The organism is Pseudoalteromonas sp. GB43 (assembly GCF_054923805.1).
Map to the genome: position 1 here is coordinate 1,710,376 of NZ_JBPCHJ010000001.1, position 24,625 is coordinate 1,735,000.

At 41.7% G+C, this 24,625-nt stretch carries 17 protein-coding genes, 7 tRNA genes, 2 rRNA genes and 3 pseudogenes (1 of these 29 cut by a window edge); 11 read left to right on the forward strand and 18 right to left on the reverse strand.

The window, feature by feature from the left end; all coding sequences use genetic code 11:
- Positions 1-120: 120 nt before the first annotated feature.
- From ACRWSG_RS08215 to murB, 7 genes are all read right to left on the reverse strand, one after another.
- Positions 121-196, reverse strand: a tRNA-Thr gene (locus tag ACRWSG_RS08215).
- A 13-nt stretch (positions 197-209) separates the two neighbouring features.
- Positions 210-284 (reverse strand) — tRNA-Gly (locus tag ACRWSG_RS08220).
- 45 nt (positions 285-329) lie between these two features.
- A tRNA-Tyr gene (locus ACRWSG_RS08225) sits at positions 330-414 on the reverse strand.
- A gap of 40 nt (positions 415-454) precedes the next feature.
- Positions 455-530, reverse strand: a tRNA-Thr gene (locus ACRWSG_RS08230).
- Between the two features lie 117 nt (positions 531-647).
- Entirely contained in the window at positions 648-1,346 is a 699-nt protein-coding gene (locus ACRWSG_RS08235) for a type III pantothenate kinase (protein ID WP_462166047.1), read from the reverse strand.
- Positions 1,343-2,335, reverse strand: coding sequence for a bifunctional biotin--[acetyl-CoA-carboxylase] ligase/biotin operon repressor BirA (gene birA, locus ACRWSG_RS08240; protein ID WP_054554865.1), 993 nt, complete (start codon positions 2,333-2,335; stop codon positions 1,343-1,345). Before birA ends, ACRWSG_RS08235 begins: the two co-directional genes overlap by 4 nt.
- Positions 2,332-3,342 carry a UDP-N-acetylmuramate dehydrogenase gene (gene murB, locus ACRWSG_RS08245; RefSeq protein WP_462166049.1) on the reverse strand — a complete coding sequence of 337 codons (1,011 nt, stop codon included), beginning with the start codon at positions 3,340-3,342 and terminating at the stop codon, positions 2,332-2,334. The genes birA and murB overlap by 4 nt, the downstream gene beginning before the upstream one ends.
- Before the next feature lie 145 nt (positions 3,343-3,487).
- Here murB and ACRWSG_RS08250 point away from each other — a divergent pair, with 145 nt between their 5' ends.
- Positions 3,488-5,332 carry a M1 family metallopeptidase gene (locus ACRWSG_RS08250; protein ID WP_054554867.1) on the forward strand — a complete coding sequence of 615 codons (1,845 nt, stop codon included), beginning with the start codon at positions 3,488-3,490 and terminating at the stop codon, positions 5,330-5,332.
- Between the two features lie 52 nt (positions 5,333-5,384).
- Here ACRWSG_RS08250 and ACRWSG_RS08255 read toward each other — a convergent pair whose 3' ends face one another.
- On the reverse strand, positions 5,385-6,014 hold the full coding sequence (locus ACRWSG_RS08255; RefSeq protein ID WP_166339846.1) for a DUF2057 domain-containing protein: 630 nt from the start codon (positions 6,012-6,014) through the stop codon (positions 5,385-5,387).
- Between the two features lie 105 nt (positions 6,015-6,119).
- Between ACRWSG_RS08255 and ACRWSG_RS08260 the strand changes: the two genes are divergently transcribed.
- The 3 genes and pseudogenes from ACRWSG_RS08260 (at position 6,120) to ACRWSG_RS08270 (ending at position 9,649) form a co-directional block, all read left to right on the forward strand.
- Positions 6,120-6,491 (forward strand): histidine triad nucleotide-binding protein, encoded by a 372-nt coding sequence (locus ACRWSG_RS08260; protein ID WP_462166050.1) that lies wholly within the window; start codon positions 6,120-6,122, stop codon positions 6,489-6,491.
- 230 nt (positions 6,492-6,721) lie between these two features.
- Complete coding sequence (locus ACRWSG_RS08265) at positions 6,722-7,378, forward strand: helix-turn-helix transcriptional regulator (protein ID WP_054554870.1); 657 nt, start codon at positions 6,722-6,724, stop codon at positions 7,376-7,378.
- A 112-nt stretch (positions 7,379-7,490) separates the two neighbouring features.
- Positions 7,491-9,649, forward strand: a pseudogene (locus ACRWSG_RS08270) (ATP-binding protein).
- A 674-nt stretch (positions 9,650-10,323) separates the two neighbouring features.
- On the opposite strand, the gene ACRWSG_RS08275 reads toward ACRWSG_RS08270, so the two are convergent.
- The 5 genes from ACRWSG_RS08275 to nudE form a co-directional block, all read right to left on the reverse strand.
- Positions 10,324-10,400, reverse strand: a tRNA-Met gene (locus tag ACRWSG_RS08275).
- A gap of 63 nt (positions 10,401-10,463) precedes the next feature.
- Positions 10,464-10,540: transfer RNA gene (locus ACRWSG_RS08280), tRNA-Met, on the reverse strand.
- 135 nt (positions 10,541-10,675) lie between these two features.
- Positions 10,676-10,752, reverse strand: a tRNA-Met gene (locus ACRWSG_RS08285).
- Between the two features lie 240 nt (positions 10,753-10,992).
- The gene (gene cysQ, locus ACRWSG_RS08290; RefSeq protein ID WP_054554872.1) at positions 10,993-11,790 is read right to left on the reverse strand and encodes a 3'(2'),5'-bisphosphate nucleotidase CysQ; all 798 of its coding nucleotides are present in this window, start codon (positions 11,788-11,790) and stop codon (positions 10,993-10,995) included.
- The gene (gene nudE / locus ACRWSG_RS08295; RefSeq protein ID WP_171037179.1) at positions 11,783-12,355 is read right to left on the reverse strand and encodes an ADP compounds hydrolase NudE; all 573 of its coding nucleotides are present in this window, start codon (positions 12,353-12,355) and stop codon (positions 11,783-11,785) included. The genes cysQ and nudE overlap by 8 nt, the downstream gene beginning before the upstream one ends.
- 61 nt (positions 12,356-12,416) lie before the next feature.
- Between nudE and yrfG the strand changes: the two genes are divergently transcribed.
- Positions 12,417-13,073: a GMP/IMP nucleotidase gene (gene yrfG / locus ACRWSG_RS08300; protein ID WP_054554874.1), complete on the forward strand. Its 657-nt coding sequence runs from the start codon at positions 12,417-12,419 to the stop codon at positions 13,071-13,073.
- Here the strand turns inward: yrfG and ACRWSG_RS08305 are convergent, their stop codons facing one another.
- Entirely contained in the window at positions 13,074-13,694 is a 621-nt protein-coding gene (locus tag ACRWSG_RS08305; protein WP_462166051.1) for a dUTP diphosphatase, read from the reverse strand.
- A gap of 120 nt (positions 13,695-13,814) precedes the next feature.
- Between ACRWSG_RS08305 and ACRWSG_RS08310 the strand changes: the two genes are divergently transcribed.
- Positions 13,815-14,444 carry a peroxiredoxin-like family protein gene (locus ACRWSG_RS08310; protein ID WP_054554876.1) on the forward strand — a complete coding sequence of 210 codons (630 nt, stop codon included), beginning with the start codon at positions 13,815-13,817 and terminating at the stop codon, positions 14,442-14,444.
- A 32-nt stretch (positions 14,445-14,476) separates the two neighbouring features.
- Here ACRWSG_RS08310 and ACRWSG_RS08315 read toward each other — a convergent pair whose 3' ends face one another.
- Entirely contained in the window at positions 14,477-14,845 is a 369-nt protein-coding gene (locus ACRWSG_RS08315; RefSeq protein ID WP_462166052.1) for a YacL family protein, read from the reverse strand.
- 122 nt (positions 14,846-14,967) lie between these two features.
- Positions 14,968-15,192, reverse strand: coding sequence for a hypothetical protein (locus tag ACRWSG_RS08320; protein WP_054554878.1), 225 nt, complete (start codon positions 15,190-15,192; stop codon positions 14,968-14,970).
- A 259-nt stretch (positions 15,193-15,451) separates the two neighbouring features.
- Between ACRWSG_RS08320 and uvrD the strand changes: the two genes are divergently transcribed.
- From uvrD to ACRWSG_RS08345, 5 genes and pseudogenes are all read left to right on the forward strand, one after another.
- A complete protein-coding gene (gene uvrD, locus ACRWSG_RS08325; RefSeq protein ID WP_462166053.1) occupies positions 15,452-17,617 on the forward strand; it encodes a DNA helicase II in 2,166 nt (721 codons plus the stop codon).
- Positions 17,595-19,664 carry a GNAT family N-acetyltransferase gene (locus tag ACRWSG_RS08330; RefSeq protein WP_300546007.1) on the forward strand — a complete coding sequence of 690 codons (2,070 nt, stop codon included), beginning with the start codon at positions 17,595-17,597 and terminating at the stop codon, positions 19,662-19,664. The genes uvrD and ACRWSG_RS08330 overlap by 23 nt, the downstream gene beginning before the upstream one ends.
- 128 nt (positions 19,665-19,792) lie before the next feature.
- Entirely contained in the window at positions 19,793-20,749 is a 957-nt protein-coding gene (locus ACRWSG_RS08335; protein ID WP_462166054.1) for an ABC transporter substrate-binding protein, read from the forward strand.
- Positions 20,750-20,821: 72 nt separating this feature from the next.
- Positions 20,822-21,669, forward strand: a pseudogene (locus tag ACRWSG_RS08340) (chemotaxis protein CheW).
- 456 nt (positions 21,670-22,125) lie between these two features.
- Positions 22,126-23,099: pseudogene (locus ACRWSG_RS08345) on the forward strand (IS630 family transposase).
- Positions 23,100-23,444: 345 nt separating this feature from the next.
- On the opposite strand, the gene rrf reads toward ACRWSG_RS08345, so the two are convergent.
- Together rrf and ACRWSG_RS08355 are read right to left on the reverse strand one after the other, a co-directional pair.
- A 5S ribosomal RNA gene (gene rrf / locus ACRWSG_RS08350) occupies positions 23,445-23,559 on the reverse strand.
- Between the two features lie 124 nt (positions 23,560-23,683).
- Positions 23,684-24,625, reverse strand: a 23S ribosomal RNA gene (locus ACRWSG_RS08355) (it continues 1,941 nt past the right edge of the window).

Genomic DNA, 24,625 nt, shown 5'->3' on the forward strand with positions numbered 1-24,625 from the left:
TTTGTGTATCTAGATTACATATGAAAATAATCCACCGAGGGTAGATTAATTTAATTTTTTCAAATTTCAAATAGTTTTTTCTGACAGATAAAGGAAGAAATTAAGATGAGTTCTCGATACTGGTGCTGATAGGCAGATTTGAACTGCCGACCTCACCCTTACCAAGGGTGCGCTCTACCAACTGAGCTATATCAGCAACACCAGAAGTCTGGAGCGGGCAGCGGGAATCGAACCCGCATCATCAGCTTGGAAGGCTGAGGTAATAGCCATTATACGATGCCCGCATTAGGAACCTGTTCTTAAACTACCTCTAACCGTCAAGAATAAAGTGGTGGAGGGAGCTGGATTCGAACCAGCGAAGGCTGAGCCGTCAGATTTACAGTCTGATCCCTTTGGCCGCTCGGGAACCCCTCCACGAAAATTCTTTACTAAGTCACTTCCGGTAAAAGGAAAGTGGTGCCGACTATCCGAGTTGAACGGATGACCTACTGATTACAAGTCAGTTGCTCTACCAACTGAGCTAAGTCGGCACTGCTTTAGTACGGGGCGAGATTCTAAGGTAAGGTTTATTGTGATGCAACCATAAAATTAAAAAAAATGTGAATTTATGTGTTAAACGCTCACTATTCAGGCAAATTGCCGTATTTTTACTGCTTTATAGCTAATTCACGCCAATAATTCAGTCCTTTAAATACGAGCAAGCTGTCAAACTTAGCATCTCTATATGTATCTGCTAACAGCTTTCCATAACCACCAGCAAATATTAACTGGCAATCCTGTTGGTTAAGGTGTTGTTTTGCCTGCTCGATTGCGCCTAGAGTAGCAACCATGGCACCATTTTTTAGGCCATTTGGCGTATTACGCCCTAACTCAGTCGTAAATGGGATTTGCTCATCATCAAACACACGTTGCGTATTTTGGGTAAGTGAAGAGGTCATTAAATCAAGGCCAGGTAAGATCCAACCACCTAGATGCGCACCTTCTTCATTAAGCACATCAATTGTCGTTGCTGTACCGGCATCAATAATAATGCAGTTTTGCTCGGGATATTCTACATACGCAGCGATCACCGCGAGCCAGCGATCAATTCCTAGGTTTTGAAACTGCTGATAAGCACAGGTTAACGTAGCGAGTTTAGCGGTCACCTCTGCTTCAAAGTAAGGAACAGCATATTGCTGCGCCTGTACTAATAACGGTTTAAGTAGCTCGGTGTTACCCACGCACGCATAGACCAGCTCTGTTATTTGTGACCAAGGTAAATTGCTGAGTTCACAGGTTTGGTAATCCTTACCATCAAACAAAACGGCTTTAATTGCGGTATTGCCAACATCCACTAATAATTTCATAGCTCAGCCTTACGTAATGAAATTTCACCACCATAATAACTTTTCACTTCGCCGTCTTGGCGAATACGCACGCCACCTTGGTTATCAATTCCTTCACAAATACCACGCCAGCTACGATGACCCGTATTGAGCTCAACACACTCACCAGCAAATGCATTTAATTGATTCCACTGTAGATACATATCGTTTAAACCTGATTGCTGATACTGAGCTAAGCGTTTTTCTAAATAAAAGCACAAATAGGCCACCAGCTTGTTTTTATCTAATCCCTGTACATGCTGGCTTAAATCAGTCCATGCTTGATCTATGTGTTGGCTAACACTTTCTGGCATATGTAAATTGATACCTATACCTATTACAAGCTGGCAAGGTCCCTGCGGCTGACCATCAAGCTCAACTAATACACCCGCTAATTTTTCACGGTTTAAGTAGATATCGTTTGGCCACTTAAGCTCTACATCCAATTGATATAAGGCTTTAAGCGTATCGTAAACAGCAAGCCCAACAGCAATAGATACCCCCATAGCAGCTTGCAAACCATCATCCAAACGCCAAAAGTAACTAAAGTATAAGTTTGCGCCAAATGGAGATTGCCAAACGCGCCCACGGCGCCCTCTTCCCGCTTGCTGCATTTCTGCAACTAATACGCTTCCAGATGGCAGTGATACTTCTGTTTGCAAACGGCGCATTAACTCACTGTTGGTTGAGTCAATAATAGGCTGCACTTCAACATTAGCGGTGCTGCCACCTAACTCATTATAATGCAGACCAATTTTATCTTTGTTCAGTAAGCCTGCACTATTATTTAGGCAATACCCTTTACCCGTAACCTTAAATATATCGAGCCCCATCTCCTGCAAAGAGTGAATATGTTTACCCACTGCTGCACGGCTAATACCGAGCTGCTCGCCCAATTGCTGACCAGAAATAAAACCACCGGTATTTAGAGCTTGTAAAATAGCGAGCTTATTTCCATCTGGCGCTTTCATGATGAAGCTCCCAATTCAATGTGGCATTCATGTTCAGCATTGATCAGGCGTACTTCATGCTGTAAAGCAATCTGATATTTATGCCAAATCTGTTGTTGTACATGCTTTACCATGGCAATTAAGTCATCACCTGTACTATTACCGTGGTTTACTAGCACTAACGCTTGCTGCTGATGCACTTCAATACCTGCGACCTTAAAGCCTTTTAACCCAGCTTGCTCAATCAACCACCCCGCCGCAACTTTATGATGCTCAGCATCCACAAAGTAATGAGGTAGTTCTGGGTACTGTTTTAAAAGTAACGCAAGTTGCTCATTCCTGATCACTGGGTTTTTGAAAAAACTGCCTGCATTAGCAAGTTCACTAGGGTTTGGTAGTTTGCTGTTTCTGGTTGTGATGATTTGCTCAAATACCTGTTGTGGAGAGGGTTCTGAAAGCTGTTGCAATGGTCCATAACTCAGCACTGGCTGCCATTTCTTAGGTAACAGCAACCCTACTTGGGTGATCACCGCTTGATTTTTCAGTGCATGCTTGAAGATAGAGTCACGATAGCCAAATTGGCATTCGCCTTTAGTTAAGCGCTTTATGGTTTTGGTGGCAATATCAAAGTATTCGACATAACTCACAAACTTTTCAAGCTCTACACCGTAAGCACCTATATTTTGCACTGGTGCAGCACCAACAGTCCCAGGTATTAAAGCAAGGTTTTCAAGCCCAGCCATGTCATTAGCAATAGTCATAGCAACTAATTGGTGCCAGTTTTCTCCGGCTGCAATGTGCAATAAAAAGCCATCGCTTTGCTGCTCTATATCGATGCCCTTCGTATTCATGTGGATCACAGAACCTTGGTAGTCAGATAAAAACACCGTATTACTGCCTTCACCTAAAATACAAAATGGCCCAGAAAAGTCTGTGCTTAAAAGCTGATTCACTTCATCAATTTGATAAAAATGCTGGCATTGGCTTGGCAAAGAAAAGGTATGAAAAGATTGCAGGGACTGAGCCACAAAACGCCTCAAAGGTTACCGGTAACTAATCGCATTAGTGTAACCTATCGTCGCAAAATACGCATTAGATTGTAAAAATCACTCAACCCACTGCACTAATCATGTTATAAAACGGGCTCTTTTTCATTTCCGTTCCAGGGTTATTATGAAGTTTAAACCATTACTTTTAAGTCTTGCTATGGCCGGTGCTTGCTCTCAAGCAACTGCAGATGCAATCAGCCAGCACACTTACGCAAACTTAGATGACGTAACAACCACTCACCTACTACTAGATTTAGATGTTGATTTTGATGACAAACAACTAGAAGGTTTTGTTGAGCATACGCTAGATTGGCACAACGCAACAAGCAAAACACTGGTACTTGATACACGCGATTTAGATATCGACAAAGTAATGTATCAAGATCAAAAAGGCAGCTGGCACAAAGCTGACTTCACCCTTGCTGCACGTGATGACGTAAAGGGCTCAAAATTAACAATTAAATTTAAAAGCCAAGCGGTTAAAGCACGTATTTACTACAACAGCCGCCCAGAAGCTTCAGGTTTACAGTGGTTAACACCAGAGCAAACAGCCAGTAAGTCACACCCATTTATGTACAGCCAATCACAAGCAATTCATGCTCGTAGTTGGATCCCAGTACAAGATACGCCAGCAATGCGTGTAACCTACTCGGCACGTATTCACACTCCTAAAGACATTCGTGCGGTAATGAGTGCTGATAACAAAGATGCACTTTATAAAGACGGCGATTACCTATTTAATATGCCACAACCAATTTCGCCATACTTAATCGCAATTGGTGCAGGTAATTTAGAATTTAAAGCTATGTCTAAGCAAACAGGTATCTTTGCTGAGCCAACAATTTTAGATGCATCAGTTGCTGAGTTTAACGACACTCAAGCGATGATCGATAAAACTAACGCGATGTATGGCGAATACGCATGGGGTCGTTATGACTTATTAATGCTACCGCCAAGCTTCCCATTTGGTGGCATGGAAAACCCACGTTTATCATTCATTACACCAACGGTTGTTGCTGGCGATAAAAGCTTAGTAAACCTAATTGCTCACGAACTTGCTCACTCTTGGTCTGGTAACTTAGTAACCAATGCGACATGGGAAGATTTATGGCTAAACGAAGGTTTCACGTCTTACGTTGAAAACCGCATTATGGAAGAAGTGTTTGGTCGTGACCGTGCAGTTATGGAACAAGCGCTTGATGCAGCGGGCTTACGCGCATTACTTAAAACTCTGCCAGCACCAGATACACGCCTTAACTTAAAGCTTAATGGCCGCGATCCTGATGATGCATTTAGCTCAGTGCCTTACACTAAAGGTCAGCTTTTCTTAATCTATCTAGAAAACAAATTTGGCCGTGATAAGTTTGACCCATTCGTAAAGGGTTACTTTGACCAATTTGCGTTTAAGTCTCTTACAACAGCGCAATTTGTTACTTACTTAAAAGCTAACTTGATCGAAAAATATCCAGGCGTTGTGAGCATGGATAAAGTTAATGAGTGGATCTTTGAGCCTGGTTTACCAAGCGATGCCCCTAACCCAACGTCTGATGCTTTCGATAAAGTTGATGCTGTAACCAAAACATGGTTAAACGGCGAAATTAGTGCAGCCCAGTTACCAACAGCGGATTGGTCAGTTCACGAGTGGCTACACTTTTTGAATAACCTACCTCGCGATTTAAGCATTGAAAAAATGACTGAGCTTGATAATCAATTCAACCTTACACAGTCAACTAATGCTGAGCGTGCTTTCGCATGGTTTATGCTAGCGGTAGGTAATGGTTATCAACCAATTTACCCAGCGCTTGATGAACATCTATCAGGCATCGGTCGTCGTAAATTAATTGTGCCACTCTATAAAGCACTTATTAAAAACGGTAAAAAAGACTGGGCGCATGATGTGTACTTAAAAGCACGTCCGGGTTACCACCCACTTGCACAAGGTACTGTTGACGACTTATTTGCAAAGTAAGTCATCAAACACAAAAAAGGCGCTGCAATCAGCGCCTTTTTTAATTATTTTATTAGTTACTTACTTTTTGTAAGAACGCACGGCGCTCTTCTGGGCTTGCTTGTTGCCACCAAAACTCAAGCATCGCAGCCGCACTTGGCATATTTTTCAAACCCGCTTGTCCGCCGGGTACTTTTGCAGGCAATGTGACAGGGACAGCAGTCGCAGGCTTGTTGCTTGTACTTGTAGCAGCAACTGGGGCACTGGCTACAGCTTGTGCAGGCGCGCTAGATGCACGATAGCTAACTATCGATAGTGGCACAGCAAGTTCACTGCCCTTGGCTTTTAAGCTTACTTGCGGTGATTCAGCAAACACTTCTGCCGCAACAGCATTACTGGCACGATTAAACACTAGGTCATAGTCTTTGCCGCTCTCTACTGTGAGCTCAACCCAGAATGGCTCTGACTCAACAACTTGGTGGTCATCATAACCTTGCTCGTAAAGATCGGTATATTTCATCTTCACTTGGTAAGTACCAGGAGCAAGTTCAACATCGTCAACACGACTGAAAAACGACTGCTCAATAAGTCGCTCTCCGACTTGTAAAGGTACAAACTCTTCTGGAAAGTGAATAGTCTCAGCGACACTACTTAAACTATTTAATAGCATTAACGCACTACTCAGTAATACTAACTTACGCATGTTCACTCCTTGGTTGTTCAATTTACGGCAGTTTCAGTTTGACACTGCAAATAAAGTTTGTCATTAGTGGGCGGTCATTTAACCACATTTATAAGAGAGCTAAGTATGAGCCAAGAGACTATTTTTACAAAGATTATTAACCGAGAGATCCCTGCTGAGATTGTATATGAAGACGAGTTGTCTTTAGCTTTTAAAGATATTAACCCACAAGCCCCTTTTCATGTGCTGATCATTCCAAAAACACCAATAGCGACGATTAATGATGTTACAGAAGAAAATGCATCTTTAGTCGGTCATTTATATGTGGTTGCTGCCAAACTTGCCAAACAGTTTGGCTTTAGTGAAGACGGTTTTCGCGTCGTAATGAACTGTAATGACCATGGCGGACAAACTGTGTACCATATACACCTACATATGCTGGCAGGTAAAACAATGGGCTGGCCTCCGTATCAAGACAAGAAGAAAACCAATCTCTAATATTTTAGTATGTAAAAATATGCAAAAGGTAGAACAAAGATACTGTTTTTGTCTATAATAGTGACAGATCAGCTAGTTAATGTATTGCAATTAGTTAACTAGCTGTATTTTTTGACACAAAATAGACACAAACTGTACTTTTCCTGCACAAGTCTCAGAAATTTCTAATACGAAAGGGGTGGATTGCGTGATAGGATGCAATTGTCAACTTTTTTCAAGAGTGAATAAATATGAGTAGTTCAGCCTTTTTATTATTAGATCCAGAACCGATTAACACGATTGGTGTAAATGTATTAGAACCATTGTTAAAAACACAAGGACTTACTGTGACAACTGGTACTGATATTTCTGAAGTACCTGAAGGCACACGATTGCTATTCATTGAAACGTCAAGTACAGATCCGTGGGGAAAACTAAAGGAGCAATTAGTTAATCTACGAATTAAATGCGATATTGTTTTATTTAATCTAGATGAAAACCCAGAACTAGCTAATCGCGCTCTTCTAAGTGGCATAAGAGGTGTATTTTACACCACGGATAACGCCGATGTGCTAATGAAAGGCATTCGTTTGTTACTTGAAGACCAACTCTGGTACCGTCGTGATATTATGTGTAATGCACTTAACCGTATGTTGCAGTTTAACAAAGACGCACTACATAAATTAACAGACGGTGATATCGAACCAGTTAAGCTTACCAAACGTGAAAAAGCTATTATTTCATTAATGAGTAAAGGTTCGAAAAACAAAGAAATAGCTGAAGATTTAAGTATTAGTCCGCATACAGTGAAAACTCACTTATACAGTGCATTTAGAAAAACTAAGTGTCGTAATCGTATTGAGTTACTATCTTGGGCTCAGCAAAACATTCCTGACGAAATTCGTTAAACGAAATACCCTACTTGTTAAAACAGACGCTACTGCGTCTGTTTTTGTTTCTGGTTGCTAATCACTGTAATTGACTTTATGCTCAAACTGATTGCCAAACACTGGAAATACAATGCTCGACTCAGCTACTTTATATTACGCCAGCGCTGCCATGATGGCAGTAATGACCCTTCTTAATTACCTTACTTGGCGAACCAACAATAAGACTCCGGGCACCTTACTCTATATTTTTTATCCACTTGTGATGTTTGCATCAGTAATGAGTTTTGCACTACATGGCCATATTAATAACCTTGCCAGTGTTGCCATTGCAAATACTCTACTGTTTTGTGCCTCAATCATCCATGTACTCGCAATTTGTCAGTTTTTGAATGCCAAATGCGTTGGCTTTAAAACCTTTGTTTCGATCACAGTCGCTTTAGCTATCACTATGATTTACCTTGCTACTGACAGCGCAGAGTTACGCAGCCGAATATTGGTTTCTGACCTTCAACATATTGTTGAATCATTGTTTTTACTGGCTTTGTTTATTCGTAATGGCCGTAAAAGTTACCCTAATGGCAGTATTGTTTATATTTTAATTCTCAGCATTATCCTAGCGGTGTTTACTGGCCGTACTTTAATGATGGGAGATATTACAACCGCCAACCTATTATCTGCAGACTGGTTTAGTTTCACTTTATTTATTAATGGCGTAATAGCTCCAATGTTCTATGCTACAGGCATGGCACTACTATGTAATGAAAGGCGTGAGCAAAACCTTAATCAACTCACCGAAAAAGCCCATAAAGATTTAGAAATAAGAGGTTTGTTCTTATCAACTATTAGTCATGAAATTCGCACACCGTTAAACGGTATTTTAGGTAGTGCACAGTTGATCATGAACCAATCGAGTGACCCCCGTGATAAACCTTATTGCGAAGCAATTATTAACTCCGCTGAATCATTAAATTTATTAGTAGATAAAGTTCTCGACTACGCCAGCTTAGATCAACGAGATGAAGCACTTTATGAAGAGGATGTTGAGTTTAAAACTTGGCTAAATAATCTTTGCCTACTTCTCAGCCCCCTAGCAGAACAAAAACACTTAAAGTTTGAGTTGATATATGATTTGCCAGAACAGGCATGTTATTACTGCGACCAACAAAAACTCAGGCAAGTTATTATAAACTTAGTAGGTAACGCAATTAAGTTTACTGACCAAGGAGCCGTAAAGATTCATGTGAAGCTTCTTAATGAAGGCCAACTAGACCACCTAGTTAGAGTAAGTGTGATTGACTCAGGCCCTGGTATTGAAGATGAAGAAATAGCCTACCTCACTGAACCATACGTGCAAAGTAGTGCAGGTAAAGAGAAAGGAGGCACAGGCCTTGGCTTAGCAATTACCAGCCGGCTACTCGAAAAGTTAGGCAGTAAACTCAACATAGAAAGTGAGCTTAAAAAAGGCAGTACTTTCAGCTTTGATATTTCACTTGCTATTGGTGAGCTTAGCCTAGTTGAACAGCGTCACCAATCAAAGGATTATGTTACTGACCTTTAGACGTGTTATTAGTTGAAGATCTCGATTTAAATCAGAAAATTGCCATCGAATTTATGGCTGATGATGAGCACAAGATAAAACTTGCAAAAGATGGCAATAGCGCGATTGAACTGATGCAAAAACATCACTTTGATGTGGTATTACTCGATATGAATTTGCCTGATTTAACAGGGCAAGAAGTCTTAAAAAAGCTAAAAAATATCGACCATTTAAATCAACGCACGCCAGTATTAGCATTTACCGCTAGCCTCAGTCCAGATGAAATAAAAGAGTATTTATCACTAGGTATAAAAGATATTGTAGGCAAACCAATAAAGCAGCAGAAATTACGTCAAGCTCTGAGCGATTCACAAACAAACCAATCTGCGAGTATCGCGGTGGAATTACGAGATACACTTTACGATGAAACGGCAGCTGCTACATTGATAAGCTCATTCAGCGAGGATGAGGTATCATCGATTTACAATGAGTTTGTTTTATCTGCTAGAAATAAACTCATTCGCTGTCAACAACTTGTAGATGATGATAAAGAGCAGTGCATCAAACTGATTCACCGTCAAGCAAGCACAGCATTGCAGCTAGGATTTAATCGATACGGTACAGAGCTGAAGCGCATCGAACGTAAGTTACTTGATAACAAGCCCTTAAAAGAACTATTAACCGAAGCCCTAATACTTTGGCAAGAAAGTCTACAAGCTTACCTTAAGCATGCTAGGCGTGAGTTATCATAGCGGTAAGCGAGCATTGTAGGCGCGATTTTATATCGCGCAATATTCAAAAGATAACGCGCGAAATAAATTTCACGCCTACATCAAAACATGGAACGACTTTAGCCGTGAAATGTTTTTCGGCGCTAAAGTAGCGCCTTGGCTAAAGCCTACAAATAACACGATTCGGCTTCAAAATGATTGTGATATGATTACTTAAGACTTACTTTTTCAGGCATAAAAAAACACGCTTTCGCGTGCCTACTTATCAAACTCAATTAATTTTAATCTTCAATTTCAGTTGGTTGCGGGAGCTGTGAATTTTGAGAGCGAACCGACGACCTTCGGCTCTGAACCTGAATTTCAGGCATAAAAAAACACGCTTTCGCGTGCCTACTTATCAAATTCATTTAATTTTAATCTTCAATTTCAGTTGGTTGCGGGAGCTGTGAGTTTTGAGGACGAACCGACGACCTTCGGCTCTGAACCTGAATTTCAGGCATAAAAAAACACGCTTTCGCGTGCCTACTTATCAAATTCATTTAATTTTAATCTTCAATTTCAGTTGGTTGCGGGAGCTGTGAATTTTGAGAGCGAACCGACGACCTTCGGCTCTGAACCTGAATTTCAGGCATAAAAAAACACGCTTTCGCGTGCCTACTTATCAAACTCATTTAATTTTAATCTTCAATTTCAGTTGGTTGCGGGAGCCGGATTTGAACCGACGACCTTCGGGTTATGAGCCCGACGAGCTACCAGGCTGCTCCATCCCGCGCCTGAAATTGTAGATTTATTTAAAGTTGCTTTACATGACAACTTGGCTTTCAATTCAGAGAATTGGTTGCGGGAGCCGGATTTGAACCGACGACCTTCGGGTTATGAGCCCGACGAGCTACCAGGCTGCTCCATCCCGCGCCTGAATATTAAGTTTATTTTACTTCTCACTTAATTTAAGAAGTTGGTTGCGGGAGCTGTGAAGGTGAAGAGTGAATGCCTCACGCCGTGACGACGACCTTTATAGTTCCAACATTACACCAATCTTTTAAAAATTGGTTGCGGGAGCCGGATTTGAACCGACGACCTTCGGGTTATGAGCCCGACGAGCTACCAGGCTGCTCCATCCCGCGCCTGTATGTTTAGAGTCCCAGAAGCCGGATTTAAACCGACGACCTTCGACTTCAGGTATTAGCGAGTCCGACGAATGATTTATCATTCTGCTCCATCCCGCGCCTGTAATCTCTAAGTAACATGAGCATGTTAACGACGCCCTGTTTCAGAGAGAGCGCTATCATATAGCAATAAGATTAGAAATCAAGGGTTATAGTGACAAATTTAACTCAAGCGAACAAAAAGCACACAAAACAAAGTTAAAATGCACGCTGATGAGGACTAATCATTTTTTGCCACTCCCAATCGGGGTGACCCATCACGATAAAATCAGGGTTTTCTGTGCTTTCTCGTTGATTGTAAGTTAACGGATTGAATTCAGCATCGGTAATGCAGCCACCGGCCTCTTCGACAATCACTTGTGACGCACCAGTATCCCACTCGCCAGTGGGTCCTATACGTAAAAAGCAATCAGCTTTACCCTCTGCAATAATACAGGCTTTTAATGAGCATGAGCCTAATGCTACTGTCGCAAACTGAGTGTTTAAATACTGACTGACCGCTTCAATTTTTTGCCTGCGGCTTACTGCTAAGGTTAAATTATCGGGTGTTGCTACTGAAATTTGTTGATCTTGGCCATTTTCACGTTTAAATGCGCCATTTTGATAACTTGCAAAATAAGTCACTTGTTTCGCTGGCCAATGAATAACACCCAGCACTGGGCGATTATTTTCAACTAAAGCGATATTGACTGCAAAATCACCGCTTTCAAGTATAAACTCCCCGGTACCATCCATAGGATCAAGCAACCAATAACGGTGCCAATCTTTTCTATCTGCCAGCGCTGGGATCGGGGTTTCTTCTGACATAATTGGAATATCGGGGGCTATGCTCTTCAAACCCGCCATTAATACATCATTTGATGCTAAGTCAGCCTTGGTGACCGGAGTATGATCTGACTTTTGCTCAGCACCAATATCATCCTGCTGATAAATGGCCATAATGGCATCGCCTGCTTGCTCAGCTAACCGAATACACGGTTCTAAAAAATCATTCATTGCCCGCTCCCGACTCTAAGTACTTTGTTAATAATAGCAAAGCTGCGACACTTCGTGCTTCAGTAAAGTCTTCTTGTTGCAATAATGATTGCCAATCAGTTATTGGCCATTTTACAACGACAAGCGGTTCTGGCTCATCACCAGGTAAGGTTTCAGGGTAGAGATCTTCAGCATACAAAATATGCATAGTGGCATTAAAGTAACTTGGCGCCATGCTGACTTTTTTTAGTTCAGCGAAATGCTTAGCACCAAAACCAACTTCTTCTTTCAGCTCCCGGTCTGCAGCTTGCTGTGGTGTTTCACCTGGATCAATTAAGCCCTTTGGAAAACCCAACTGATAATCATTGGTGCCTGCACAATACTCTCGCACTAATAACAGTTCGTTATCGGCCGTTACTGGCACTATCATCACTGCACCTCTGCCACCGCCACGAATTCTTTCGTATTGCCTTTGTTCATCATTTGAAAACTTCAATTCGAGAGACTCAACAGTAAATAGTCGACTTTTAGCGACAACTTCATTAGACAAAATTTGCGGTGGTGTAGGATGCTTTTTCTGTGTCATTGGCATTAATTTGCTATCATGGCAGTTATGCTCATCATAAATCTTTTAAAGTGAATTGCCTATGTTAAATTGGTCAAAAATCGATACTGTGTTGTTAGATATGGATGGCACCCTACTTGATTTGCATTTTGATAATTACTTTTGGCTAACCGTTATTCCCGAGCAATATGCGCGTAAACATAAAATCAGTTTAGACGCAGCAAAAGCTGACATTTTACATCGTTATCAACAAGTTCACGGACAAATTAATTGGTACTGTTTAGATTATTGGCAGCAGCAACTTGATTTACCAATTATGGCACTGAAACGTGACATTCAACATTTAATCAGAATTCGTGAAGATGTTCCGCCGTTCTTAACTGAGCTTAGAAAAGCAGGCAAGCAATTGATCATGCTTACTAACGCGCACCCAGATTGTGCCATGTTAAAGTTTGAACACACTGCTATCGATAATTACTTAGATGGGGTGATCTCAACTCACCAATATGGCGTGAGTAAAGAGCATCAACCATTATGGCAACAAGTACATCAAGAATGGCAGTTTGATAAGGAACGGACTTTATTTGTGGATGACAGCCCCGCCGTGCTAGATGCGGCAAAAGAGTTTGGTATTGGTCATATACTTGCGGTTGCCAACCCTGATAGTCAGCAACCGCATAAACAGTTCGATGGCTTTTTATCGACCATCGATTTTCGCGAGTTTATACCCGTTAAATAATTACTTCGGGTAACGCTGCTCTAAGCCTTGGTATACAAGTTTTGCAAAATCTGCATGCTCTGTATCTAGGCTTTTTACCACTTCAACTAAGTGCTCGTTATCTTCTTGGTCATTCCACACTTTGATATAACTACCATCTTTGTAGCCATGATCTTGGCGGAAGAAGTTCAAGGTATTTTTACCAACGTAGCCACGGTATAAGTCATCGATATCCATACCGATTTGCGCCATACAACCTGCAAATGCAGCGGCATTAAAACTCTTTTCAGCAACAGCTGACGCGGCTAACACTTCGAGTGTTTGTTTAAAATCATCGGCTTGAACTGGTGCATTTAACTCAGATTCAAGTTGCGCAGCTAACTGCTCATAGCTGGTTTCACCATCAATACGTAAAGATAAACCAAAATGGAAAATATCAACTAACTCTAAAATAACTTGTTCTGTATCTGGGGTTTGTTTTTTCCACCACTTCCAACCGTAGTGGTCAAGCATTTCAGCACACTCAACCCAAATTGCACGATACCATTCAAAACCTTGGCTAAACCATTGCTCATGAACTTTAGTATTCATCGCATTTTGCATCTCGAGCATAACAACGAGTTTTTGTAAATTAGCAGACATTCTTTATCCCAACTTGCATTTTCAATTATGTATATACTACAGATAATTTTGTCATTGATGAAATAAAAACACATATGATCAGGTCTGCTCTGCAGTTGATAAAAATAACCGAGGAAGCCTATGTTTAAATCTCTACTCATTAGTGCACTATTTGTACTATCAAGCCAAGTTATTGCTGCGACTGCAACCAATATTGCCGAATCAGCAGAGCAAGTTAGCCCATTATTACCCGGCTTAGCAGTGCCAAATATTGAGTTAAAAGATCAATACGGTAAAACCGTCTCACTCGCTGAGCGTTTTAAAGAAAAAACGACTGTGCTCATTGTTTATCGTGGTGGCTGGTGCCCATATTGTTCAAAGCAATTGGCCAATGTCCAAAAAATTGAGAAAGAGCTAGCGGATTTAGGAGCACAAATAATTGCCGTTTCGCCAGATAGTCCTGAAAAGCTCGCTGAATCAAAAATTACTTCACCAAACTATCAATTATTGTCTGACGACAGCCTTTTGTTGGCACAAAAGTTAGGTTTAGCGTTTTACTTAGATGACAAAACAGCAAAGATTTACCGCAACAAACTTGGGGTTAACTTTGTCTCGTTAGAGGGCGAAGTGAAAGTAGCGTTACCCGTACCTGCAGTGTTTGTGATAGACACTAATGGGTTAGTTAATTTTCAATACGCCAACCCAAATTACAAAGTACGCTTAACAGAAGATTTATTACTAGCCGCTGTTAAATCAGTGAGCGAGCAATAATTTAGTAATCGATAAGCAGAATATGCTTCTGCTTATCGGTTTTGTGTAAATTCTTGCCAAGATTCAATTAAATCAACAAAGTCTTCAAAACCACAGCCACTACACAAGCCTTCTTCTTCAAGCATTAAATCATCATCTTGGTAGGCAACTAAGTCTTCGTTGTCTTGATGTAACGCATGTGCTTCGAATAGCGCTTCGTCTTTACTTAAGATCAAATCAATTTCTTGACCTTGTAAGGTTAAAGGCTCATGACTGCTCTTAACCGCGGAGATTAATGCTTGTACCATCGCGATTTTTTCTTTACCGATTTCTTCGTTTAGCCAACGGCCTATGACGGCATGTTCAGAGGAGATTTTAATGCGTAAACCGCTAATAGGATCGCGGATAAATTGATATTCCATGGAGGGTACTCTTAATACGTTATCTGCTAATTATACCGTTTGCAGCTAAACGTGGCGAGTTTTGTAGTCTTAAATCAGCACGAGCGCCAACGGGGCGCTCGTGTTTATGCTATTTAAAATAGCTAGAGTCGCGATTTGAAGCGCGCAGCATCAATAATCGCCCATAGGTATACGATTGGCAGTAGAATAAAGCCAACTGCAACGTAAATTAGTGCCCCACTGATAACCCATGCTAAAAAGAATGCAATAGCCGCCATTAAACGGCCTTGTACCAATTGCCCTAAACCAGGAAAAAAGATATTACATATTGCTGCGATTACATTACCGCCAGAACCTTGCTCTGCCATACTAACCTCTGTAGTTTTTAATGATTATACTTTTAGTAAACACACTTTATGCCAACTTATTATGGCTTACAAATCAAAGTGTTAAAAAGTAGCGTTATTTTGATTTTAGTTTTTTTTGCTAAAAATCGGTCAAATTCACAATTTTAATACTTCAATTTTAATGACTTGCCAAAATAGCTGTTTATAAAAACAGTATTTTATTTAGCCTTGCATAAACACCTGTTATACTCCACCCATTATAGATTGAAAAGGCGTAACGATGGACGTTTCTGAATTACTCGATGGCTTAAATGACAAACAACGGGATGCAGTCGCAGCCCCATTGCAAAATATGCTAGTACTTGCAGGTGCAGGTTCTGGTAAAACTCGAGTACTTGTTCATCGCATCGCGTGGCTCATGCAAGTTGAGCAAGCTTCTGCATACAGTATCTTTGCGGTAACCTTCACAAATAAAGCCGCGAAAGAAATGCGCACTCGTGTAGAAGAAACCTTAAAAGCACCGGTTGGCGGTATGTGGATTGGTACTTTCCACGGCTTATCTCATCGTATTTTACGCGCCCATCACCGTGAAGCGAACTTGCCTGAAAGCTTTCAAATTTTAGATTCTGACGATCAACAACGTATGATCAAACGCTTACTCAAAGCGATGAACATCGATGATAAAAAGTGGCCTGCAAAACAGTTTGGTTGGTATATCAGCGCGAAAAAAGATGAAGGTCTGCGCCCTAAAGACATTCAAGCCTACGATATTAATGAGCAAATGATGCTGAGAGTCTATGCTGCATATCAAGAGGCTTGTGACCGTGCAGGTTTAGTCGACTTTGCAGAAATACTGCTGCGCTGCTACGAAGTACTTAAAAACCACCCAACACTTTTACGCCACTATCAACAGCGTTTTGCCCATATGCTGGTAGACGAGTTCCAGGATACCAATACGATTCAGTACGCTTGGTTAAAATTACTCGCAGGTAACACCAACAGTATTATGATCGTAGGTGATGATGACCAAAGTATCTATGGCTGGCGTGGCGCAAAAATTGAGAATATCAAACGCTTTTTAACTGACTTCGAAGCCGAAACCATTCGCCTTGAACAAAATTACCGTTCAACGGCAACAATTTTGAAAGCTTCAAACGCGCTGATCAAAAACAATGCTGAACGCATGGGCAAAAGCCTGTGGACAGACGGCAATGATGGTGAGCCGATTTCAGTTTACGCTGCGTTTAATGAATTAGACGAAGCGCGCTTTGTTAGCAGCAAACTACGTAGCTGGCTAAATGCAGGTAATGCATTACAAGACGCCGCGATTTTATACCGTAACAATGCGCAATCTCGTGTACTCGAAGAAGCAATGCTACAAGAAGGTTTAAAATACCGTATTTACGGCGGTATGCGCTTCTTCGAACGCCAAGAGATCAAAGATGCACTTTCGTATTTACGCTTAGTTGGTAACCGTCAAGATGATGCAGCTTTCGAGCGCGTTATTAACACCCCTGCTCGCGGCATTGGTGATAAAACACTAAGCCACATTCGTGATTGCGCGCGCAATGAGTCATTGCCACTTTGGTATGCCGCTAAAGCTATTATCGAGCAGCAGCACTTATCTGGTCGTGCAGCAAGTGCCGTGACTAAATTCTTAGAACTTGTTGAGCATATCGAAGATAAAATCAGCGATCTCACCTTAGAAGAGCAAGCGAAATACGCCATTCAAAGCTCGGGGTTAATGGCAATGTATCAAGCTGAAAAAGGTGAAAAAGGCCGTGCCCGCGTAGAAAACTTAGAAGAGCTTATTAGTGCTTGTGGTCAATACGAACTCCCTGAAGATGAAGAGTTCAGCTCACCACTGCAAGGCTTTTTGGCATATACCTCTCTAGAATCTGGCGAAGGTCAAGCTGACGAGCACGAAGACGCGGTGCAAATGATGACACTGCACTCAGCAAAAGGCCTAGAATTCCCGCTGGTATTTATGGTGGGTGTTGAAGAGGGCATGTTCCCATCACAACAAAGTAATGAAGAGTCTGGTCGTTTAGAAGAAGAACGTCGCTTATGTTATGTTGGCATGACTCGCGCGATGGAAAAACTATATATTAGCCACGCAGAAAGCCGCCGTTTATACGGACAAGAAAAATACCACAGCCCATCACGCTTTTTACGCGAAATGCCTGAAGACTGTATCGAAGAAATTCGTATTAAAACACAGGTTTCAAGGCCACCTGCGGCAGGTCGTTTTAGTCCATCAGTAACACATGCCGCATTTGAAGATAGCGGCTTTAACTTAGGACAGCGCGTATTACACGCTAAGTTCGGTGCAGGAACCGTACTCAATTACGAAGGCAGCGGCGCACAGTCACGTATTCAAGTGAACTTTGATGATCTAGGCAGTAAATGGCTTGTAACACAGTATGCAAGACTTCAAGCCTTATAATGAGTATATAACAGCGCTATGTAATGAGCTGGTGATTGCAAAGCATCGCCAGCTTGTCATTGTGCAAGGCAGCGAAACTTGGTGCTATCAGTTTGCAAACCAATTAGCGCTAAAAAATACCTATGTTTTCAGTAGCAGCTCATTATTAGCAAATAGTGAGTTCCCAAAACATGCTCACCAGATTCTTGGTCAAGAGTTTCAACACGCAATTTTTGATGGTTTTAGCGGTTTATATGCCGATAAACTCGCCGCGCTTGCCGGTACCGTAAAAGCTGGTGGTGTACTTATATTACTGCTGCCCGATGATAATAACTGGCAAGACCCAGCACTCACAAGTATTACCTCTTATGGCGAAGCAATTAAACACAGCTTTTTTAATCAGCGCTTTTTCGCCAAGCTAAAATTGCAGCCACATTATTTTACTAAGCACTCGCCTCCTGCTTACCAATCTATTTCGCCAGCAACTGCTGAGATAAATTATCAGCAACAACAAGCATGTGTTGAGCAAATTATTAAAACCGCAACAGGGCGCGCTAATCGTCCTTTTGTGATCAGTGCAGACCGAGGTCGTGGTAAGTCAGCCGCTTTAGGGCTTGCAGCAGCAAATCTTCAAGATAAAAGAATCCTAATTTGCGCCACCCAAGCCAAAGCCGTACAAACAAGCTTTAAGCATTTAGCCGCTGAGCTTGGTGTTAGCAAAGAGCAAAACTGTAAGCAACTAGCTAACCTTAGCTATATTGCGCCAGATACACTGCTACATGAAAAACCTGATTGCGATCTGTTATTTGTCGACGAAGCAGCAGCGATTCCGGTTCCTATGCTATTGCAGATCCTAAAAAGTTATCCACGGATCGTATTTGCCAGCACTATGGTTGGTTATGAAGGAAATGGGCGTGGTTACACGTTACGTTTTTTACATTACTTACGTAGCCAATTTAAATCGCTAAAGGCAATTACTTTGGATGAACCTGTTCGTTTCGCCAAGTATGACCCCCTAGAAAATAGCCTACGTGAACTACTATTACTTGATGCAAAATACCTAGAAACGCAGAGTAAAGAGTCATATCAATTCGAAAGCATAAGCAAAGAGCAACTCATTGATGATGAGCAGTTGCTTAGCCAAATTATGGCGCTATTGGCGTTGGCTCATTATCAAACCACGGTAAACGACTTACGCCAATTGCTTGATGCCCCAGAGCTACAGCTATCTATCTGCAAACAAGAAAATGCATTAAAAGCCGTTTGCTTAATTGCTATTGAGGGTGGCTTAACGCCTGAGATTGCAGAGCAGGTTATAAGAGGAAAGCGTCGACCACATGGTCATTTAATGGCGCAAACTCTGACTCAATTAAGCCGAAAAACAGAAGATTTGTGTAAACACTCAGCGAGAGTCGTGAGAATAGCTGTTGCACCTGAATGTCATCAGCAAGGTATAGGCTCAGCCCTGTTAAACCACTGCGAAAGCCAATTAAGCAATTGTAGTTATTTTGGTGCTAGCTTTGGCGCAAATGCGACATTAATTAAGTTTTGGCAAAGTAATGGCTTCAACGTTGTTAAGCTTGGATTTAGTCATGACAAAGCAACGGCAGAACATGCTGCCTTAGTGGTTAAAGCATTAGATAAGCAAACGACAGATAGCGCAGCACTGTTAATAGAAGAGTTTAAGCAAGATTTCTCTTTGCAACTCCTTGATCACTTTAACTCACTTCCTTGGCAGCTTATTGCAGAGCTATTCAAAGGCTTACCAAAAAGTGATCTATCTTCTGCCTTAGATGCAAGAGCTGAGCGGCTGTTAACTGGTGATATTAACCTCTTCCAAGTACAGCCATTGCTATGGCAAATACTTTGGAGCACACCAATTAGTCTAAATTTATTAGATGAACATACAAAGTTCATCCTTATTCGACTAGTATTACAGCAAACCTCTGTAAATAGCTTAATCGAAGAAGCCGGTTTTACAGGTAAAAAAGACTTAGAGTCACAGTTCAAAACCGCAGTGCAAGGTTGGTATGCTCACTATAAATCACTTCAAAATCACAGCCATTAAGTGTTTATGTATTTGTACCTTGCTACTACCTCAGATAGCTTTAGCTGAACACGCACAGCCTACCATTAAACTCGGCATGTCCACTGCGCTCACTGGACCCGCAAAGCAAATAGGCGAACAACTGGCGCTTGGCAGTAATATTTACTTTAATAAAATCAACAAAGAAAACGGTATTAATGGGCAAAGTATCGATTCTGATTTTAGCTGATGATGGTTATGAGCCAAAAAATACCGTAGTGAATACTCGCGAGTTTTTATTTGATCAAAAGATCCATGCAATTTTTGGCTCTATGGGCACACCAACAGCCCATGCAATTAAACCTATTCTGGATAGGCACCGCATTCCATTTCTAATGCCATTTACAGGCGCTGATTTTTTACATAATAGCTCAATGCCAAATGTATTTAATCTTCGTGCGAGCTACCAAGATGAAGCCATAGAGCAAATTAATTATTTCGTGAAAGAGCGTAAGCATGAAAAAATTGGCTTGATGATCCAAGCCGATGAGTTTGGCTATATGGTAGAAAACAACCTTGTTAATGCATTAAAAATACATGGTATTAAACCTGTAGAAGTCGCTCGGTTTAAGCGCAATAGTGATGATATTTCAAAAGCTTTAGCGCTTCTAAAAGAAAGTAAAGCAACCGCAATTTGTTTAGTCGGCACCTACGAGCCTCTCGCTGAATTCATTAATGCAGCAAACAAACAAAGCTTCAACCCAGACTATACTTCGGTGTCTTTCGTTTCGAGCCATGATTTATATCAGCGAGTTAAACAGCCCGCCAACATTATGGTCACTGAAGTAGTACCTGACCCTAATAACTGTAAAAACTCTTGGTGTAAGCAATTTATTGAAGATATCGAACCTTATCACACGAGTGCGAATAGAATTATATTTGAAGGTTATTTGAATGCCGTAGCATTGGTTAGCGCTGCCCAAAAATGCCCAACGCCTCTAAACAATCAATGTCTGCTGACCGAGCTAACTCACCTCTTCACTGACACATCTGAATTCGCTGATTTATTTAATAGTCATAGTGCTGGAAATAATAAAAAAATCTACCGCTCCTATTTCAAAAAGTAATTTTGTAAATCCATCACTAAAAACATAATAATGTTCTATGCTATAAAGACTTAACAAGGCTTTGAGGGAAATATGGATTTGATTAATTTCCGAGTTGGGCACAAGACTATTTCATTAAAAATTCTTGATATTCTTCTAACTGAACGTTATGAGGGTAATTTAACGTCATTGCCCAATGAAAATAAGAGCTTTATCGGGGTCAAAGATTATATGGACACGCCGACCCCCATATTTGATTTGGGAGTAGTTTTAAATAACAGGTCAACATACGAAGTAAATGCCGCGCTTTCAGAATTATTAGTTGAAAGAGAAAAAGAGCACTTAGAATGGCTCAATGTATTAGAAAACAACCTATCTACTGGAACATCCTTCACAAATTCGCTAAATCCAAGTAAGTCCTCATTTAGTCGCTGGTACAAAGATTTCGAGACTGATAATGAAGATCTTAAGAGCATTGTTGCCAAACTTGAAAAGCCCTACCATGCACTACATGTTATGGCTAGCGAACTTTTAGAAGTACGGAAAACACAGTCAAAAGATTCTGTAATTATTTTATTTGAAGAAAAAAAACGACAAACTCTTAATCAGCTAAACCGGTTGTTTGAATGAACCGAGAGCAGATAAGCCTTGATTACAAGCCAATCATCATTTTTACAACTAAAGACGGTGTAACACCTCATATAGGGCTTCTGGTCGATAAAGTCGAAGACAATATTAATGTTAAGAAAGAAGATATCAAGCCTTTAGAGCAGCTTACCTCTGTTGGTTTTGATGTTGACCCACAAACTAAAAACATGATGCGCGGGCTAATTAAAATGAAGCATAAACACAGCTTACTATTAGACCCAAGCGCCATCTTCCGCCCAGAACACCTCATGCGCCACGAAGCAGAAGAAACCGAAGAGTATGGGCTTTTTTAGTCGCTAATTAGCGAGTTAGAAAGAGTAAAGTGTTAAGTTCTGGCGTAGGTTGGGTAGAGCGGAGCGAAACCCAACACATCGCAGAGCTATCAGCTTTCAGCCCTCAGCGTTCAGCGTTCAGCCGCCCGGTGTGGGTGTTTGGGGCTGCGTCTCCCTCTGCCGGAGGTTCTAGGTTCTAGACAAAGTGTACTTTTAGGAATGGCTTCAGCCATGAATGTGTTTGTTATGGTCTAGATTCGGCACTGAAGTGCCTACGGGGTTTTGTTGCTGAGGGTGACTTTGTACAGGGCAACCCCGCAGTTCAACTGAAGTCTGACGGCTGAAAGCTGATACCATTCCGCTTAAATATCTGATCTAATATAGGCTATATAAAATCACCGGCTAATAACATTGAATTCAAACATATCTGAACAGCTTTTAGCGCTTTCTCGAAAAGAACCAAACGCACGAAAACGCATGCGATTGCTCGCAGTGTCTTTATTTTATGAGGGTAATAGCCGAACCGATATTGCAAAACGTCTAAACACTGCAAGAAGTAGTGTGAATAAATGGGTTTCTAGTTACCTAGAGTATGGGCTTGATGGTTTAGACAATAAGCCTATTCAAGGACGTCCATCAAGGCTGCAACAGCGGCAACTTGAACAACTGTCTGAATTTATAAAGCGCACGAACACAGAACTACGTGGTGGCCGCCTTACCGGTGAAGACATTGTGCATTACATTCACACTGAATTTGGTGTTCATTACCACTTAAATCATGTCTATAAAATTCTAAAGCAACTTGGCTTTAGTTGGATCACAAGCCGCTCTAAACACCCAAAACAATCATTACAGAGCCAAGAGGCTTTTAAAAAACTTCCAGCTGGAAACGATCCTTCACACACCAGGACACCTTCCTCTTGATCGGATCGACGTATGGTTTCAGGACGAAGCACGATTTGGCCAGCAAAATCCGACTACGCGCATTTGGGCTGAAACAGGCACTCGGCCACGGATTGTAAAACAACAGCAATTTGACTATGGATACTTATTTGGCGCGGTATGTCCAGCCACAAACCGAAACAGAAGCGTTAGTTAGCCCATTCGTAAATAAAGAAGCAATGACGCAGCATATGCGCCAGATATCACACGCGACACCTGTTGGAAGACACGCTGTCGTGATAATAGATGGCGCAGGCTGGCACACATACGATACAGCTGCAGAATTTAAAAACCTAACCCTGATAAAGCTCCCACCTTATTCACCAGAGCTAAATCCAATAGAGCAAGTATGGAGTTGGATACGACAACATTGTTTATCAAATAGAGTGTTTTCAGGCTATGACGAAATTGTCGATGAAGTTTCAAAGGCGTGGAATCACTTTATTTCAATCCCGGATCGAGTGAAGAAAATGTGCAATCGGGAATGGATTAATACCAACCCGCAATAATACTTAATCATTTTGAGGGATAAAACCTGTCGCTAACTGCGTTAAAAATTTCTCATTTAGAACAACTAAATAACGAAATTTTTGCCTTGTTATCAACGAGGTTTTATTGCCTCAAAATAGACTACTTAATTAAGCGGATTGGTATAAATTGATTTAATCTTTATGCGGAATGGTATTATCCCTCAAAATGATTAAGTATTATTGCGGGTTGGTATTAACCATGGGTTATGAAGAGGGTCATATGGATTATGTTGGGTTTCGCTCCGCTCTACCCAACCTACCTGGCTGACAGCTCCAAACGCAAAAAAGCCCGACTCTTTCGAATCGGGCTTTCTCTTATTTGGAGCCTGGCGATGACCTACTTTCACATAGCAGCTGCTACACTATCATCGGCGCTGTTTCGTTTCACTACTGAGTTCGGCATGGGGTCAGGTGGGTCCAAAACGCTATTGTCACCAAGCAAATTTGGTTTGTTAATCGCCTTGGCAATTAACTAAAATCTGGAATTCTGATATCAAGTAATTGTCTACTTTAGTAACTTAACTTCTGTCTGTTACGCTGTCATAAAACGCGTTTGGCGTTGTATGGTTAAGCCTCACGGGTAATTAGTACAGGTTAGCTTAATGGCTCACACCACTTCCACATCCTGCCTATCAACGTTGTAGTCTTCAACGGCCCTTCAGAGACTTTAAAAGTCTAGTGAGAACTCATCTCGAGGCCTGCTTCGCGCTTAGATGCTTTCAGCGCTTATCAGTTCCGAACGTAGCTACCGGGCAGTGCCATTGGCATGACAACCCGAACACCAGCGGTTCGTTCACTCCGGTCCTCTCGTACTAGGAGCAACCCCTCTCAATTCTCAAACGCCCACGGCAGATAGGGACCGAACTGTCTCACGACGTTCTAAACCCAGCTCGCGTACCACTTTAAATGGCGAACAGCCATACCCTTGGGACCGACTTCAGCCCCAGGATGTGATGAGCCGACATCGAGGTGCCAAACACCGCCGTCGATATGAACTCTTGGGCGGTATCAGCCTGTTATCCCCGGAGTACCTTTTATCCGTTGAGCGATGGCCCTTCCATTCAGAACCACCGGATCACTATGACCTACTTTCGTACCTGCTCGACGTGTCTGTCTCGCAGTTAAGCTGGCTTCTACCATTACACTAACCGTACGATGTCCGACCGTACTTAGCCAACCTTCGTGCTCCTCCGTTACTCTTTGGGAGGAGACCGCCCCAGTCAAACTACCCACCAGGCACTGTCCGTAATCCCGATTAGGGACCAACGTTAGAACATCAACACTACAAGGGTGGTATTTCAAGGACGGCTCCACAAAAACTAGCGTTTCTGCTTCAAAGCCTCCCACCTATCCTACACATGTAGGGTCAATGTTCAGTGCCAAGCTGTAGTAAAGGTTCACGGGGTCTTTCCGTCTAGCCGCGGGTACACAGCATCTTCACTGCGATTTCAATTTCACTGAGTCTCGGGTGGAGACAGCGTGGCCATGGTTACACCATTCGTGCA

Bases quoted from the DNA above. Each gene is read 5' to 3' on its own strand.
- ACRWSG_RS08235 (WP_462166047.1), bottom strand. From the start codon at position 1,346: ATGAAATTATTAGTGGATGTTGGCAATACCGCAATTAAAGCCGTTTTG.
- birA (WP_054554865.1), bottom strand. From the start codon at position 2,335: ATGAAAGCGCCAGATGGAAATAAGCTCGCTATTTTACAAGCTCTAAAT.
- ACRWSG_RS08250 (WP_054554867.1), top strand. From the start codon at position 3,488: ATGAAGTTTAAACCATTACTTTTAAGTCTTGCTATGGCCGGTGCTTGC.
- ACRWSG_RS08255 (WP_166339846.1), bottom strand. From the start codon at position 6,014: ATGCGTAAGTTAGTATTACTGAGTAGTGCGTTAATGCTATTAAATAGT.
- ACRWSG_RS08260 (WP_462166050.1), top strand. From the start codon at position 6,120: ATGAGCCAAGAGACTATTTTTACAAAGATTATTAACCGAGAGATCCCT.
- ACRWSG_RS08265 (WP_054554870.1), top strand. From the start codon at position 6,722: ATGAGTAGTTCAGCCTTTTTATTATTAGATCCAGAACCGATTAACACG.
- cysQ (WP_054554872.1), bottom strand. From the start codon at position 11,790: ATGAATGATTTTTTAGAACCGTGTATTCGGTTAGCTGAGCAAGCAGGC.
- nudE (WP_171037179.1), bottom strand. From the start codon at position 12,355: ATGACACAGAAAAAGCATCCTACACCACCGCAAATTTTGTCTAATGAA.
- yrfG (WP_054554874.1), top strand. From the start codon at position 12,417: ATGTTAAATTGGTCAAAAATCGATACTGTGTTGTTAGATATGGATGGC.
- ACRWSG_RS08305 (WP_462166051.1), bottom strand. From the start codon at position 13,694: ATGTCTGCTAATTTACAAAAACTCGTTGTTATGCTCGAGATGCAAAAT.
- ACRWSG_RS08310 (WP_054554876.1), top strand. From the start codon at position 13,815: ATGTTTAAATCTCTACTCATTAGTGCACTATTTGTACTATCAAGCCAA.
- ACRWSG_RS08315 (WP_462166052.1), bottom strand. From the start codon at position 14,845: ATGGAATATCAATTTATCCGCGATCCTATTAGCGGTTTACGCATTAAA.
- ACRWSG_RS08320 (WP_054554878.1), bottom strand. From the start codon at position 15,192: ATGGCAGAGCAAGGTTCTGGCGGTAATGTAATCGCAGCAATATGTAAT.
- uvrD (WP_462166053.1), top strand. From the start codon at position 15,452: ATGGACGTTTCTGAATTACTCGATGGCTTAAATGACAAACAACGGGAT.
- ACRWSG_RS08330 (WP_300546007.1), top strand. From the start codon at position 17,595: ATGCAAGACTTCAAGCCTTATAATGAGTATATAACAGCGCTATGTAAT.